The sequence below is a fragment of the Rhizobium sp. 05L429 genome (assembly GCF_056397645.1).
Genome location: NZ_JBFTNV010000046.1, coordinates 1 through 15042, shown reverse-complemented (window position 1 = coordinate 15042; position 15042 = coordinate 1). Strand labels below are relative to the sequence as shown.

The 15042-nt window shown below is 59.7% G+C and carries 17 protein-coding genes; 4 read left to right on the top strand and 13 right to left on the bottom strand.

All coding sequences use genetic code 11. The features are described from left to right. Window positions 1-45 precede the first annotated feature (45 nt). The 4 genes from fliN to AC1DNW_RS32545 all read left to right on the top strand — a co-directional run bounded on the left by fliN (window position 46) and on the right by AC1DNW_RS32545 (window position 3395). Complete coding sequence (gene fliN / locus AC1DNW_RS32560; RefSeq protein ID WP_113298558.1) at window positions 46-672, top strand: flagellar motor switch protein FliN; 627 nt, start codon at window positions 46-48, stop codon at window positions 670-672. Between the two features lie 28 nt (window positions 673-700). After that, window positions 701-1738 (top strand): flagellar motor switch protein FliG, encoded by a 1038-nt coding sequence (gene fliG, locus AC1DNW_RS32555; RefSeq protein ID WP_477855462.1) that lies wholly within the window; start codon window positions 701-703, stop codon window positions 1736-1738. Between the two features lie 131 nt (window positions 1739-1869). Beyond that, window positions 1870-2949: a flagellar biosynthesis protein FlhB gene (gene flhB / locus AC1DNW_RS32550; RefSeq protein ID WP_113306935.1), complete on the top strand. Its 1080-nt coding sequence runs from the start codon at window positions 1870-1872 to the stop codon at window positions 2947-2949. Between the two features lie 5 nt (window positions 2950-2954). Continuing rightward, the gene (locus AC1DNW_RS32545; RefSeq protein WP_113298555.1) at window positions 2955-3395 is read left to right on the top strand and encodes a hypothetical protein; all 441 of its coding nucleotides are present in this window, start codon (window positions 2955-2957) and stop codon (window positions 3393-3395) included. A 160-nt stretch (window positions 3396-3555) separates the two neighbouring features. Here AC1DNW_RS32545 and visR read toward each other — a convergent pair whose 3' ends face one another. The 13 genes from visR to AC1DNW_RS32480 all read right to left on the bottom strand — a co-directional run. Then, window positions 3556-4302, bottom strand: coding sequence for a transcriptional regulator VisR (visR, locus tag AC1DNW_RS32540; RefSeq protein ID WP_113298554.1), 747 nt, complete (start codon window positions 4300-4302; stop codon window positions 3556-3558). Between the two features lie 8 nt (window positions 4303-4310). Further along, a complete protein-coding gene (visN, locus tag AC1DNW_RS32535; protein ID WP_113298553.1) occupies window positions 4311-5057 on the bottom strand; it encodes a transcriptional regulator VisN in 747 nt (248 codons plus the stop codon). Window positions 5058-5659: 602 nt separating this feature from the next. Further along, a complete protein-coding gene (gene fliF / locus AC1DNW_RS32530) occupies window positions 5660-7357 on the bottom strand; it encodes a flagellar basal-body MS-ring/collar protein FliF (RefSeq protein WP_477855461.1) in 1698 nt (565 codons plus the stop codon). A 114-nt stretch (window positions 7358-7471) separates the two neighbouring features. Then, window positions 7472-7861 (bottom strand): chemotaxis protein CheT, encoded by a 390-nt coding sequence (gene cheT, locus AC1DNW_RS32525; RefSeq protein ID WP_113298551.1) that lies wholly within the window; start codon window positions 7859-7861, stop codon window positions 7472-7474. A gap of 16 nt (window positions 7862-7877) precedes the next feature. After that, window positions 7878-8432: a chemoreceptor glutamine deamidase CheD gene (cheD, locus tag AC1DNW_RS32520; RefSeq protein WP_113298550.1), complete on the bottom strand. Its 555-nt coding sequence runs from the start codon at window positions 8430-8432 to the stop codon at window positions 7878-7880. Next, window positions 8429-8818 (bottom strand): response regulator, encoded by a 390-nt coding sequence (locus tag AC1DNW_RS32515; protein ID WP_477855460.1) that lies wholly within the window; start codon window positions 8816-8818, stop codon window positions 8429-8431. Before AC1DNW_RS32515 ends, cheD begins: the two co-directional genes overlap by 4 nt. Next, the gene (gene cheB, locus AC1DNW_RS32510; RefSeq protein ID WP_113298548.1) at window positions 8818-9867 is read right to left on the bottom strand and encodes a protein-glutamate O-methylesterase CheB; all 1050 of its coding nucleotides are present in this window, start codon (window positions 9865-9867) and stop codon (window positions 8818-8820) included. Before cheB ends, AC1DNW_RS32515 begins: the two co-directional genes overlap by 1 nt. After that, on the bottom strand, window positions 9864-10772 hold the full coding sequence (gene cheR, locus AC1DNW_RS32505; protein WP_113298547.1) for a protein-glutamate O-methyltransferase CheR: 909 nt from the start codon (window positions 10770-10772) through the stop codon (window positions 9864-9866). The genes cheB and cheR overlap by 4 nt, the downstream gene beginning before the upstream one ends. After that, window positions 10769-11236 (bottom strand): chemotaxis protein CheW, encoded by a 468-nt coding sequence (locus tag AC1DNW_RS32500; RefSeq protein WP_113306937.1) that lies wholly within the window; start codon window positions 11234-11236, stop codon window positions 10769-10771. Before AC1DNW_RS32500 ends, cheR begins: the two co-directional genes overlap by 4 nt. 6 nt (window positions 11237-11242) lie before the next feature. Next, window positions 11243-13543: a chemotaxis protein CheA gene (locus AC1DNW_RS32495; RefSeq protein ID WP_477855459.1), complete on the bottom strand. Its 2301-nt coding sequence runs from the start codon at window positions 13541-13543 to the stop codon at window positions 11243-11245. An 18-nt stretch (window positions 13544-13561) separates the two neighbouring features. Then, window positions 13562-13927 (bottom strand): chemotaxis response regulator CheY1, encoded by a 366-nt coding sequence (cheY1, locus tag AC1DNW_RS32490; RefSeq protein WP_003570362.1) that lies wholly within the window; start codon window positions 13925-13927, stop codon window positions 13562-13564. Then, entirely contained in the window at window positions 13924-14220 is a 297-nt protein-coding gene (locus AC1DNW_RS32485) for an STAS domain-containing protein (protein WP_113298544.1), read from the bottom strand. Before AC1DNW_RS32485 ends, cheY1 begins: the two co-directional genes overlap by 4 nt. 63 nt (window positions 14221-14283) lie before the next feature. Continuing rightward, a partial coding sequence (locus AC1DNW_RS32480; RefSeq protein WP_477855458.1) for a methyl-accepting chemotaxis protein occupies window positions 14284-15042 on the bottom strand: 759 nt, incomplete at its 5' end.

The following is a 15042-nucleotide window of genomic DNA, read 5'->3' as shown; positions in this document are numbered from 1 at the left end:
CCGCAAAGGCAGTTTGAGGCAAGTTTCAACTGGAATAGTGATTTCATGGCTACGAAGAAGACACAGCAGAATAGTGACCTCTCCCTGGACATGCCGGGCAGTGAAGCCGATCTGGATCAGGCTATCGACGATCTGCGCGGCGTGCTGAAGAAAGATGCGGATAGCGACCTTCCGCAGTTCGGCGACGACCTGCAGAACGATGCTTTCGCAGCAGGTACGGACCTCTCGCCTTTCGGCGGCGATGCCGGCGAAACCTCGTTCGGCGGCGCCGATTTCGCAGGCAGCGATTTCGGGGGCGGCGACTTCGGCGGCAATGCCGCAGACATGGGTGCAGCAGGCTCTCCCAGCCTTGGCGCCGCACCGAGCTTCGGCGGCAACTCCTTCCAGTCCGCTCCGGCACCGCTCGGCAGCGCACTGAATTCGAACTTCGACCTGATCATGGATATTCCTATCGATGTCCAGATCGTGCTCGGGACGAGCCGTATGCAGGTTTCCGGCCTGATGAACCTCACCGAGGGTGCTACTATCGCGCTCGACAAGAAGATCGGCGAGCCGGTCGAAATAATGGTGAACGGCCGCAGGATTGCGCGCGGTGAGATTACGGTCCTTGATAATGACGACACCCGATTCGGTGTAAAACTGATAGAAGTTTTGAGCACGAAAAAAGCCTGATCCCTGTGCGGGACGGAGAGGTTAGACCATGATGGACTTTGACGATTTCGGCGGCGCACTTGCCGGGAAACCGTTGACCCAGGCTGAAAAGGCGGCGGCAGTTCTTCTCGCTATGGGGAAGGGAGTCGCCGGCCGACTGCTGAAATATTTCACGCAGGCCGAGTTGCAGACCATCATCGGATCTGCCCAGGCGCTTCGCGCGATCCCGCCGGACGAGCTTCTTCAGCTCGTCGGCGAATTCGAGGATCTCTTCACCGAAGGCGCCGGTCTGATGGACAACGCCAAGGCGATCGAGGCCATCCTCGAGGAAGGGCTGACGCCTGACGAAGTCGACAGCCTGCTCGGCCGCCGTACCGCCTTCCAGGCCTACGAGACCTCAATCTGGGATCGCCTCGCTGAGGCGGAACCTACTTTCGTCGCTCAGTTCCTGCTGCGCGAACATCCGCAGACCGTCGCTTATATCCTGTCCATGATGCCTTCGTCCTTTGGCGCAAAGGTGCTGCTGCAGCTTCCCGACAACCGCCGCGCCGACATCATGAACCGTACGGTCAATATGAAGGGCGTCAGCCCGAAGGCCGCGCAGATCATCGAAAACCAGGTGATGACGCTGCTCGCCGAGGTCGACGCGGAACGCAACGCATCCGGCTCGACGAAGGTCGCCGACCTGATGAACGAAATGGACAAGCCGCAGGTCGACACGCTGCTTACCTCGCTCGAATCGATCAGCCGCGAAGCGGTCAACAAGGTTCGTCCGAAGATCTTCCTGTTCGAAGACCTCATGTTCATGCCGCAGCGCAGCCGCGTCATGCTACTCAACGATATTTCGKCCGACGTTCTCACCGTTGCACTGCGCGGCGCATCGGCCGAAATCCGCGAATCGGTGCTTTCCGCCATCAGTCCGCGCCAGCGCCGCATGATCGAATCGGATCTGCAGAGCGGCATGGCCGGCGTCAATCCGCGCGAGATCGCGATCGCCCGGCGCGCTGTCGCACAGGAAGCGATTCGCCTGGCCAATGGCGGCCAGATCGAGCTTAAGGAAAAGGAAGGCGGCCCGGCGGCGGCTTAAGCCATCGCAGTTGTTGACAAAACCGTTCGCCGGTAAGGCAGCGGTTGATCGGCAGCACGCACAAGACTACCGTTCATGGAAACAGGCCGCGCTCCAGCAGCGGCCTTTTTCTTTGACGGAGGGCCGCGCACTTGGCCGATGAAGACAAGGACAGCAAAACAGAAGCCCCTACCGCGAAAAAGCGGTCTGATGCTGCCGAAAAAGGTAATACCCCCCACTCGCGTGAAATCTCGATCTTTGCGACGATTCTGGCGACCTTCATCTATCTCGTATTCTTCCTTCCCGACGCAACGTCACACATGGCCGAGACCCTGCGTGACATCTTCGAGCAGCCGGATCAGTGGAAGATCGAGACAGGGCCTGACGTCCTCTCGCTCTTTGCGAAGCTCGGTTGGGCCGTGGCTGCGCTTCTGGCCCCTGCCTTCATCATGTTCATGGCGTTCGGTATCGCCTCATCCGTCTTTCAGAACCTGCCGACGCCGGTTCTCGAACGCATTCGTCCGCAGGCCTCGCGTATTTCACCGATCAAGGGATGGTCGCGGCTCTTCAGCCTTCCGGGTCTCGTCGAATTCGGTAAATCACTGTTCAAGGTGGTTGTCGTCGGGGTGATTCTCTTCTTCGTTCTCAGAAGCGAATATTTCGGCTCGATCGATGCAATGTTCTCCGATCCGCAGACGATCATGGTTCGCATGATGACAGCGATGCGCAAGATCATCATCGTCATGCTCATCGCCACCGCCGCTGTCGCCATCGCTGATATCTTCTGGACGCGATATCATTGGTTCACCGAACTGAAGATGACGAAGCACGAGGTGAAGGAAGAAAACAAACAGTCGCAGGGCGATCCCTTCGTCAAGAGCAGGCAACGCTCTGTCATGCGTGACCGCGCCCGCCGGCGCATGATCGCCGGTGTCCAGCGCGCCACCCTCGTCATCGCCAACCCGACGCACTATGCCGTCGCGTTGCGTTATGTACGCGAGGAAAACGACGCGCCGATCGTCCTTGCCAAGGGGCAGGACCTTATTGCGTTGAAAATCAGAGAGATCGCCGAGGAGAACAACATCCCCGTCTTCGAGGATCCGCCTCTCGCACGCTCCATGTTTGCGCAAGTCTCGGTGGATAGTGTCATACCGTCAGTCTTCTATAAGGCCGTCGCGGAACTCATTCACCGGGTTTACGCCGCGGAGGCCAAGAACAAACGGGTAAGATAAGTCGAATGAAAAAATGCCCCTACTCTGCCCAGCGTGAAAAAATCCTTGCAGAAGCGATCAGCCCGGTCGCAACCGAGCTCAGGCTTCTGGACGCATCCGATCTCATTTCTCTGCTGCGTTTCGAGTATTACGGCAATCTCGCCGACCTCGTCGCTTCCGCGGCGGAACTGTTTTTCCATCCCGGCACTGTCAACTTCGGCCTGGGTGGAAATTATACGCTGGAATGGGGCGGCAAGCCCGAAGTTGTGCTCGATCTCGAAATCAAGCCGCGCGGCGTGACCGTCTACGCGCAACTGACGATGGCCGAAGACCATGCCGGTATCGAGATCAATCATATTTCCTTCCAGAACGCTTCGGTCGATCCGGATGAGAACACGGCTTTTCTGCAAAGGAGCCTGTACGAAGCGCGCTATATCGTCGCGAAGCCGCAGGCGCTGGCCGGCTAGGGCATTTTCCACTTCAGAATATCAGGCCCGGCCCGAAAGGTGCCGGGCTTTGCCTTTCTTAGAGCATTTCCGCATTTCTTCCAATCGCGGAAATTTTCTAACTCCTTGTTTTCACGCAATTCCGGAGCCAAGATCGCTGCAGCTGTTTGCTGAAACGGCCCTAGCTGATATAGCCCAAGCGTATCGCCTTGGCGATCGCCTGGATGCGGTTGACCGAATCAAGCTTGATCGTTGCCGAGCCGAGATAGGCGTTCACCGTGTGGACGGACAGGCCGAGCTTGTCGGCGATTTCTTCGCTGATGCGGCCGTCGCCGGCAAGCTGAAGACAGGCGATCTCGCGTTCGCTCAGTGCTTCTGTCGCCGCCGCACGCCGCTCATCGAGCGACAGCAGGTCCATCATGACATTGCAGCAGCGGCCGTGCAGCTCGATGATTGTGTCGCTCGACGGATCGATATCATCGCCGGTGAAAAGCACGAAGCCGTTGCCTATAGCGCCGAGGCGCACCGGAAAGGCAAGACCGGAGAAAGGCACCATGCCGTCTTTCAGTCTCACCATGAAGGGAGAGAAGTCGGCAGGGCCCGGGGCTGCGTGATCGTGGCTACCGGCCCAGAACACAGGCAGCAGCGAGCGATCGATATGGTCGAGCAAAGCCTCGCCATGGGCATCGACGAAGGCCTTGCCGAGGCCGGCATTCGAGGGACCCCAGTTCTCCAGTTCGCAGATCAGCCGCTGCTTTGCCGGCACGCCGGAGCCGCTGACGCGAAAAACGGCGAAAGCCTGCGCATCCGCGAGCTTCTGCATGGCAATCAGGCGCGGGAAAAGGTCAGACCGGCTGGAAATCCTGTTCACACGGACCATGCGCATCTGGTCCGTATTGCTTATCGCCCTGCCTGGTTGATGCCCCATAATTCCCCTCAAACGAGATTGTTGCGAACGGCGAAGGCTATCGCCTCGGAACGCGTCTTCGTTGCAGTCTTACGCATCACGCTGGTGATATAGTTATTGATGGTATTCCGGGAGATGCCGAGGATCATGGCGATCTCGTCGCTTGTCTTGCCCTCCGCAATCCAGAAGAGGCATTCCAGTTCGCGGTCCGTCAGCTCGAAATCGCGATCGACCTTCGTGCCCCCGCACCGAAGGAAGCTTGCGATATAACCTGCAAGGAGGCCTACGTCCCGGAGACGTTCCGGCGAAAGAACGACGCCTTCCCTGAACAGGAACATCAGCACCAAGCGAGAGCGGCCGACATTGAAGGTCAGGGAGCAATATTGCCGGCTCGCGCCAGGCGGCACTTCCGCACCCTCAGGCAGAAGCGCAAAGCCTGGCTGCAGTACCTGCATGCACTTGTCGAATTCCGTCGAGCGCGCATAACCGGCAACCAGGTCATTGGCGACCTCCTTCACCAGATCGAAGGGCCAGTCGGACGAAACGATAAAGTCGAGACCGCTTTCCTGGATGAGGTCGCAGCGCGCCATCAGATAGTGCATGGCGCCGACATACTCGGTCAGCGCCCGCAAACCGGCCTGCAACTTGCCGGTTTCGGCAATGACGCGAAGGCGATCGATCAGTTCGTCGCGTGGCTGAAGGTCCGGCACATTGGCGCCAATGAAGTTCGCCATATGCTTCTCGCCTTTATTCGCCTGAAATATATCCATATCCATTGGCAATGACCCGCGGCTGAGAAACTGTCGATTCTCGCAATGAAGTTCTGTTTTTGTGAAAGGGATTCAAACACATGCCCCACGCGAATCCCACTTCGAATCACTTAAGGGTAAGCCAACCAACGCAAATCACCATCTCCGACTTCTGGGGATTTACTTTTGCGACCTTCCATGCGGTGATTCGATCACCACTCCGCTCTCGCGAAGATGTATGAAACTAGGATGATTCTGGTATTGGCCGCAACGTTCCTCGCCTTATACGCGAGTGAAGCCGAACGGAATTATCAGTCTGAATGGCGTAATTATCACAGTTCCGGCCAGAGACGCGCGGCACAGAATGCCTTGGCGGAAGCAAATTTCAAACGCACAAAAGCAACGAACTATTGTTCCAGTGGAGAAATACTTACACCGCCCGTCTTATGCAGGGCTTGAGCCTCATGCGAACGGCGCCATCCCGTTGTCCTGCGATCTCTACGTTCGAATTCTCTGCAGTAGAGCAGTCGACCCCTTAAAAGCCGGTTGCGAGTGGCGGTAACGTTCTTGTTACCGCGCAATGGATCCCCGGATGAAAAAGAAAAAAGGCCGGTTTCCCGGCCTTTTCATTATGCTGCTTCGTCGATGGCCCATTTCCTGAGGATCTTCGCAGCGCGTTCCTCGTTGATCTCCACCATGCGAGCGAGCTTGCGCTCCGGACCTTCCTTGACGCGGCGGTTGAAGTTGCCGTCGTCGTCGCCGAGACTGAGCAGATCCTCGGTGCTGTCGAAGCCGAAGTCGGAGCCGAAGCCATCCATGAGCGCCCCGCCCGAGGACGCGCCTGCCGGTGCGAAGTCGGGCAGTTCCAGGCCAGCCGATTCCGGAGTGGCGTCGCCGAGCATTGCGGAGGAGGACGAGCCTGAGCCGTTGACGGTACGGATGAGGGGACGCACGCCCAGCCAGACGACCACGAAGGCGACAGCGACGAAGGCAAGAGAGTTGATGATGCCGGCGAGGTTGCGGCTCAGCACATCCATGACATGAACGCCGCCGTTCGCGTCGTCGAGAAGCTGGTTCTCGAGGAAATCCATTGCAGTCACGGTGACCACGTCGCCGCGGTTCGTATCGAGGCCGGCAGCCGAGGCAACGATATTCTTCATCTCTGCGAGATAGGCGTCGATCTTGGCCTGGTCTGCCGGTTCGCCCACCATCTTGCCGATGCGACCCTTGTTGACGACGACGGCGACCGAGAGTTTTTCGACCCGGTAGCTGTTGCGCGTCGTGGCTGTCGTCTTGCTGTTGATTTCGTAGTTGGTCTGCTCTTCGCGCTTGTCGGACTTGTCTTCCGACTGCGGACCAGTGGCGCCGCCTGCGTCGGRTGCAGCCTGCGGAATGTTCTGCTCGACCGTCGTCGCGTTGTCGGACTGATGCTGCTGGGACTGCTGGTTTTCCTTCGTCGAGCGAACAGAGCGCTCGACCTTGGATTCCGGATCGTAGGTGGTTTCCTGGATCTGCTGGGCGTCAGTGTTGAGATTGGCCGTTACGCTGGAGCGGAAGTTGTCCATGCCGAGGAAGGGGGCGAGCGCCTTGTCGATGTTCGATTCGACTTCCTGCTGGACGTTCTGGACGATGTTAAGCGAGCGGTTCAGCGTGCCGTTGCCGGCTTCATCGCCGGATGCAAGAAGCTGGCCGGCAGAATCGAGGATCGTCACGTCATTGACATCGAGCCCCGGCACGGCCGAGGCGACGAGGTGACGGATTGACGTGGCAGCGTTTCGCCCTGTCGTAGCGCTGGCGCGAATCATGACGGAAGCCGTCGGCTTCTGTTCGGCCTTACGGAAGTTGCCGACCTCGGGCATGACGATGTGAACGCGTGCGGCGGTGATGCCTGAGATCGACTGAATGGTTCGGCCGATTTCACCTTCGAGAGCGCGTACACGGGTCACTTCCTGCATGAAGGAGGTGAGGCCGAGCGATCCGACATTGTCGAAGAGTTCGTAACCGGCGTTGGCGCTGTTCGGCAGGCCGCGTTCGGCAAGCAACAGGCGGGCTTTGCCCGTCATGCCGGCCGGTACGGTGATGCTGGAACCGTCCGTTCCGACCTGAAAATCGATGTTGCTTTCGGCAAGCGCCATGCTGATCTGGTTGAGATCTGGCTTCTCCAGGCCGACATAAAGCGTTTCCTGGGCCGGTTTGTTGACGAAAATTGCCGCCGCCAGGATGATTGCGATGGAAGCGGCGCCGACCCCACCAAGGATCATCAAACGCGTCCGCCCAAGGGAACCAAAGTTCTTAAAAATCTGAACTAATTGATTTAACAGATTCATTCTGTTCTCGCACGATCCGTCAAAGACAAAGCAGGCTTATTGCCTCATTTGACGAATAGACGCCGAAACTTGTGCGAGCGTTTCGTTCAGCGCATGCAGGAATGAATTACAATCTCAGAAGAAATCGAAATCGCCGGCTGCTTTGCTGAGTGGCTGGGAGTGGCCGTGACGGGTACCGCCGCCGAGGGCTTTCTGCATTTCGGCAAGCTTGACGAGGCTCAGCGCAGTGGCGACGTCGATCGACCAGTTCTGCGGAATTTCACCGGTGATGGTATCGATGAATTCGGCCAGACCGCGCGATTTCTGCACGGCAAGATCGATGCCCTGCATCACTTTCATGCTGTCGGGAGAGCTCAGGATTTCCGTGCCGCCCAATTCGATCAGCTGGGGCTCGATCCGCTCGATCAGGTAGGCAACGTCGTGAAGCTCGGAGACAATCCGCATCAATACGTCGCTCAGCGCCTCGACCGGCGATGGCGGCTCGATGATCGGTGTAAAACTCATATAAAAATCCTCGCCATCAAAAAAATTCGATACTGGTCTCGGCGGGCTTCTGCGGAGCAGCGGGGCGCTGCTCGAGAGCGACGGTTTTCTGCGTTTCGGCGCCGGTCAGGGGGTATTGCCGGGCCCGGCCGGAGACCGGCCAATATTCGATCTTGCGTCCGTGCTCACCGCCGGTGCTGGAGCTGACCACCGGAATGCCTTCATCGCGAAGGAACTGCATGGCGAAGGCCGCGTTCTGTTCGCCGACATTGGAAAATGTCGAGATCGTCTTCGCGCCTCCGAATATTTTGGCCTCCAGCCGGTCGCGCCGGGCGCCCTTTTTCAGGAGGCCGTTGATCAGCAGTTCCATGAGATGCACGCCGTAGCGCGTGGCATCGCCGCCAGTCATCGGGGTGTTGCCTGTCCCCGGCAGCAGGAAGTGGTTCATGCCGCCGACACCAGCGACCGGATCTCTCAGGCAGGCTGCCACGCACGAGCCCAGGATAGTCGAAAGCACCGCATCCGGGTCGCTCAGGACTTTATATTCACCCTGAATGATGTGCACGCGGCGAACCGCACCCTCGGTGATCATTTCAGGGCTCCAAACACGGCTTCGATAGCCGCTTTCATCTTTTCGATGGTGAAGGGCTTTGCCAGAACGTTGTTTGCACCGAGCTGGGCAGCTTTCGTCACCAACGCAYGGTCGCCCTGTGCGGTGAGGATGATGAAGGCAGCCTTCTTGGTGTTCGGGTTCGCCCGAACGGCCTGGAGGAAGCCGATGCCATCCATCTTCGGCATGTTGAAGTCCGAGATCACGAGATGGTGGGGCTGTTCCGCCATGATCTTCATGCCCTGCTCGCCATCGCCGGCAGAGGTGATCTGCTTGAAGCCGAGCTGGGTCAGCGCGTCGCTGAGCAGCAGGCGGCTGGTAACCTGATCATCAACGATCAGAACTTTGATTTTCTCCGCGATCGACATTATTCGGTCCCTTCCTTTCGGGCGGCTGTCATTTTCAATATTTCTTCGCCGATAGCAGCAAGCGGGAGCTGCTGTTCAACTGCGCCAAGTTCGTAGGCAACCCTTGGCATTCCGTAAACAACACAGGTTTTTTCGTTCTGGCCGAGCGTTCTGGCCCCTGCATGTCGCATTTTTAACAACCCGGCGGCCCCATCGCGGCCCATGCCGGTAAGGATCACGCCGACGGCATTGCGTCCGGCGAGCTCGGCAACCGAATCGAAGAGCACATCGACCGACGGGCGATGGCCGTTGACCGGCCCCCGCTCGACCAGCCTGCAGCAGGGCGCCGAGACATTGGAGACCTGCAGATGGCGCTCGCCGCCAGGCGCAAGATAGACCTTGCCGATCTCGAGACGGGCGCCGTCGGTTGCTTCTTCCACGACAGGCGCGCAGAGGCGATTCAACCGCTCGGCAAAGCTCTTGGTGAAAGTCGGCGGCATATGCTGGGTGATGACGGTCGGCGGGCAATTGGCCGGGAATTTCTGCAGCACGGCGATCAGGGCTTCTACGCCACCGGTCGAAGAGCCGATCGCCACGATCTTGCGACCGACGCGGAAGTCGGCGACTGCGGGCGGCGGCGTGATGGCGGCAGGCTTTGCCGGCTGGGTGAAGTTGCGCTGCGTGCGGGCAGCAGCCTTTACCTTCTCGACGAGGTCTCCGAAGGGGCGCGGCTCGCCCGGCTGCGGCTTGCCGACGCAATCGAAAGCACCGATTTCGAGGGCCGCGAGTGTTGCCTCGGCGCCGCGATGTGTCATGGTCGAGACCATGATCACAGGCATGGGCCGCAGGCGCATGATCTTTTCGAGAAAGTCGAGGCCGTTCATGTTCGGCATCTCGATATCCAGGGTGAGGACATCGGGGTTCAGCCGCTTGATCGCCTCGCGCGCCTCCAGGGCGTCGCCGGCCTGGCCTATGACGCTGACTTCGGGATCCGAACTCAAGACGGCTGTGATCAGGCCGCGCATGGTCGGCGAGTCGTCAACAACGAGAACTCTTGCAGGAGCACTCATGCCTTCCTCCCGATACCCTTGCTCGTATAGCGATAGGTGGTGATTCCGATATTGTCGAAGACGTTCTTGGCCTCGCCCGAGACGCGTTCGGAATGGCCGATATAGAGATGGCCGCCCTCCGGCAGCAGGCCGGCAAAGCGCTGCCAGATCTTCATCTGCGTCGGCTCGTCGAAGTAGATGACGACATTGCGACAGAAGATGACGTCGAACTTGCCCTTGAACGGCCACTGGGCCATCAGGTTCAGCTCGTTGTAAGTGATGAGGCGCTTCACGCGGTCGTCGACCTGGAACTTGCGGCGCCCCTGCATCTCGACCTCGGTAAACCATTGCTTACGCATGGCAGGCGAGACAGTTTCCAGCGCGTTTTCGTCATAGGCGCCGGCTCGGGCGATCGCGAGGATCTTGGGGTCGATGTCGGTCGCGAGAATCTTGAAGTCGTAATCGGCAACGTTCGGCATCATTGACAGAACGGTCAGTGCGATCGAATAGGGCTCCTGCCCATCCGAGGACGCAGCCGACCAGATACGGACACGGCCGCCGGCGCGCGCCCGGTTCAGAAGATCGGGCAACACATGGTCGCGCAAGTGTTCGAAGTGATGGTTTTCGCGGAAGAAGCGTGTGAAGTTCGTCGTCAGGTGCGACAACATTTCGCGCCGGGCGGCAGCGCCTGCCGGCGAGGCGACAAGCTCGCAATATTCGCGAAATCCTGAAAGGCCAAGGTTGCGGATATGCTTCGAYAAGCGAGAGTAGACCAGCGAGGCCTTCGTCTCGTTGAGATAGATTCCGGCATCCGCATAGATCATCGCGGCGATTTCCGAGAGGTCGCGGCGTGTCAGCGGGTATTCCCCACTCGCCAGGACCTCGTCGGTTGACTGCCTCTGATCTTTTACGCCCAGTACATTCATGCGGCTTCGCTTTCGGTCTCGGGGAACAGAGCTTCGAGTTCGATCAGGCAGATCATTCGCTTATCGATGGCGAGAATGCCCCGGGCGAATTGGCGCACGAGGTCGGAGGAGACCTCGGGCGTCGGCTGGATGTTGTCTTCGGTCACCGTCAGAATGTCGGAAACCGCCTCGACCAGAAGACCCACCACTTTGCGGCGGACCTGGGCGACGATGATGACATGGCGGGCAGTCGCATCGGTCGGCCTCATGCCGAGCCGGGCCGACAGGTCGACGATCGGCATCACCGCACCACGCAGGTTGATGACCCCCATCACATAGGACGGCGACTGCGGCATCACGGTTGCCGGGGTCCAGCCCCGGATCTCGCGCACCGCCATGATGTTCACGCAGAATTCCTGATCGCCGATGCGGAATGCGATGAGCTCGCGTCCGCCGAGGGTCAGATTTTTTGCCGTGTGCGACATCGCCCCTTATCCTACCGCCGCCAGCGACATTTCCGCCTTGAGGGACTGACCGCGCKAGGCACCGACAACCGCATCCACATCAAGGATGAGGGCCACGCGGCCATCACCGAGGATGGTGGCTGCGGCGATGCCCGGAACGTGGGTGTAGTTCGCTTCAAGGCTCTTGATGACCACCTGACGCTGACCCTGGATCGCATCGACCATGAGCGCGCGCTGACCGCCGCCTTCGGATTCCACGAGAAGGGCCACACCTTCGACCGGGTTTGCCTGGGTGGCGCGGAAGTTCAGGATGCGACCGACATCGACCAGCGGGCAGAAGGAGTTGCGGATCGAGATCAGGCGATGGCTCGCACCGAAGGAGTGGATCGCGGCGGCTTCCGGCTGCAGCGTTTCGACGATTGCCGTCAACGGCACGACCAGCGTCTGGCCGGCGACCGTGACCACCATACCGTCGAGAACGGCGAGCGTCAGCGGCAGGCTCATCGTGAAGACCGAACCATGGCCCGGCTTCGAGGTGATGTTGATGCGACCACCGAGCGCCTGGATGGAGCGCTTGACGACATCCATGCCGACGCCGCGGCCGGAGATGTCGGAGATCTTGTCGGCCGTGGAGAAGCCCGGCAGGAAGATCAGGTTGTCGATTTCTTCGTCCGACAGGTTGGCGTCGGCCGGGATGAGATCGTTCTGGATCGCCTTCTGACGGACCTTTTCACGGTTGATGCCGGCGCCGTCGTCGGCAAGCTCGATCAGGATGCGACCCGAGCGATGCTTCGCAGTCAGGCGGACMGTGCCTTCGGTATTCTTGCCGGCAGCGGCGCGCTTTTCCGGCGTCTCGATACCGTGGTCGACGGCGTTACGGATCATGTGCGTCAGCGGCTCGGCCAGCTTGTCGATGACCGTCTTGTCCACCTCGGTGTTTTCACCTTCGGTGATCAGGCGGATCGACTTGCCGGTCATGTCGGCGATTTCGCGGACGATACGCGACATGCGCTGGAAGACCGGCTTCACGGGTTGGGCGCGGATCGCCATGACCGAGTCCTGGATCTCACGGGTGAGCTGCTGCAGCTCTTCGAGACCCATATTGATCGACGAGGTGCCGGTCGTGTCGTTTTCGATGACGCTCTGAGAGAGCATCGCCTGGTTGATGACAAGCTCACCGACGAGGTTGATCAGGCGGTCGACACGATCGAGATCGACGCGGATCGTCTGGCCGGCGCCGGCGGCTGCATTGTTCTGCGCTGCGGCACTTGCCGCCGCGGCAGCAGCGGCTGCGGCCGATTCCTTCTTTTCGACGCGAGCAGCAGCGGCAGCCATCTGCGTGACGTTGCTCGCCGTTTCAGCGGCGGCGACGGCAGCGGCAGTATCATCATCCCTGCCCTCTGAAACAGAAGGCACTTCGGCAGCACCGTTGTCGTCGAGGATGGATAGATCGAACGGAACCGGGACCATCGGCAGTTCATCGTTGGTCTCGCCGGCCTTGGTTTCCTCGGCGGGCTTCACCGTAAGCTCGCAATCCCATTCGGCKAATTCGAAGACGGAACGGATCGCGTCTTCACCCTTGTCCGTCCTGATCGTGATATTCCAGAAGAAGTAGGCGCCTTCCGGATCGAGCTCGTCGAGGCTCGGCAGGGCGTCGGTGTTGCAGTAGATGCTCATCTCGCCGAGACGGGAGAGATCACGCAGCAGAAGGGTGGCGTCGTTGCCCTTCGAATAGAGTTCGAAGCGCGGCTTGAAGGTGATTTCATAGGCCGGCAGATCGATGGGCTTCTCCTCGCCGCCGAAATCGTCGAAGGAGAAGGGAACCGGCTGGAAGCCGCTGTCGTCGGTCGGCTTGGGAGCCGGGGCTGCGGCAACCGGAGCGGGAGCGGCTTTCGGGGCCGGCTTGCGCGCGGGAGCCTCTGACACTGCCGAGGGAGACGGCAGTTCACCGTTGGCGAGCGCTTCCAGTTCCTTGACCAGGCCGCGGCTTCTGCTTTCATCGACGCTGCCGCCGTCGCGGGCAGCATTGGTCAGGTCGGCGAGCACGTCGGCCGACTTCAGCATGACCTTCAGGACGTCCTGGGTAGGCTCGAGCTTGTTGGAACGAACGCAATCAAGTGTGGTCTCAAAGACGTGGGCGAAAGCGACGAGGTCATCCAGGCCAAAGGCGCCGGCACCGCCCTTGATCGAATGCACCGCACGGAACACCGCATTGACGGTTTCCGGGTCGCGATCGCCATCATTCATTTTCAGGAGACCGGATTCCAGTTCGGCGAGCTGTTCCTCGCATTCCTGGAAAAAGATCTCTTTGATTTCGTTCATATCCATAGGAGCAAATCCTGGGCTTTAAGCGGTTACACGCTCGATGGCATCGATCAGCTTGGCGGGGTCGAAGGGCTTGACGATCCAGCCGGTGGCACCAGCCTGGCGGGCGCGGTTCTTTTTTTCCGCATCGCTTTCGGTCGTCAGCACCAGGATCGGAATCGCACGGTACTTCTCGTTGCGACGGACACCTTCAATGAAGCCGAAGCCATCGAGGCGCGGCATGTTGATGTCGGTGACGATGACGTCGGGATTGGATTCTTCGAGAACCTCGAGGCCTTCAACGCCGTCTTCAGCCTGGATCGTCTCGAAGCCAGCATTGTTCAGCGTTACGAGAAGCATGTTTCGGATGGTGCGGGAATCGTCCACCGTCAGTACTTTTTTCTTCATTGCCGGATCTCCTTGGCAAGCAGGTGGTCGATATTGACGCCAACCAACTGCATGGTTTTCGTGAATGCGTCGGACACCTTCGCGAAGGTGAGCGACTGCTTGTCCTGGTCCCAGGTCCTCTCGGCGGCCATCAAAACCTGAGCGCAAAGAGCGCCGAGGCGTTCGACTGCGGAAGCATCGATTGCCAGAGGGTTGCCTCGCATGGAGAGAAGCTTGTCGCGCAACGCGGAAGCCTCATTGAGATCAAGAACCGCTGGCAATTCCAACGTCTTGGCACTCTTCTTTGCTGCCATCAGTTTTTCCTTGTCCCCTTGTCCCCGACCCGTGAAAGCGAGCCGACGTCATAATCCGATAGGTTAGTAAACATTCCGCCCACCTCCGGCACTTGCGAGAGGCTGGGGCATGCTGAAATCGTCATTTTCGTAATCGTCTTCGACCGCTTCCGGACGTGCTGCGATTGCAACCGGCCGGCTGGCGGCAACACGCACCTGATGAGGCCGGGTTGCGTAGGCATTTTCCCGCGCGACGCGGAATTCGCGGATCGTCTGGCCAAGTTCCAGAATGACCGTGTGGAGATGATCGGCGCCCTCGGCCGAACGCTCCGCAAAGCCGGCATTGTCGGCCACTTCGCTGCCGAGACCCTTGACGTCTACGGTCACGGCTTCGAGACCAGCTGCGTGTTCGCCCGTCTCACCTGCGATGCCGGCGATCGCGGCGTTGATGTCGGTCACCTGGCGGACGATGCTGGCAATTGAATCCTGCGTGCGGCCGACCATCTGGACGCCGGCATCCACCTGCGTCTTGGTGGTGGTCACCAGCGTCTTGATCTCACGGGCAGCTTCGGCGGAGCGCTGGGCGAGCGCTCGTACTTCCTGCGCCACGACTGCAAAGCCGCGGCCGGATTCGCCGGCGCGGGCAGCTTCGATGCCGGCGTTCAAAGCGAGCAGGTTCGTCTGGAAGGCAATCTCGTCGATCGCGCCGATAATCTGGCCGATCTTCTCGGCAGACTGTTCGATATCGGCCATGGCGCTGATGGCGCGGCCGACGACCTCGCCGCTTTCCTCGACGGCCGCACGCGTCGCGGCTGCAGCCTGTTCGGCGGCGCGGCTTTCGGC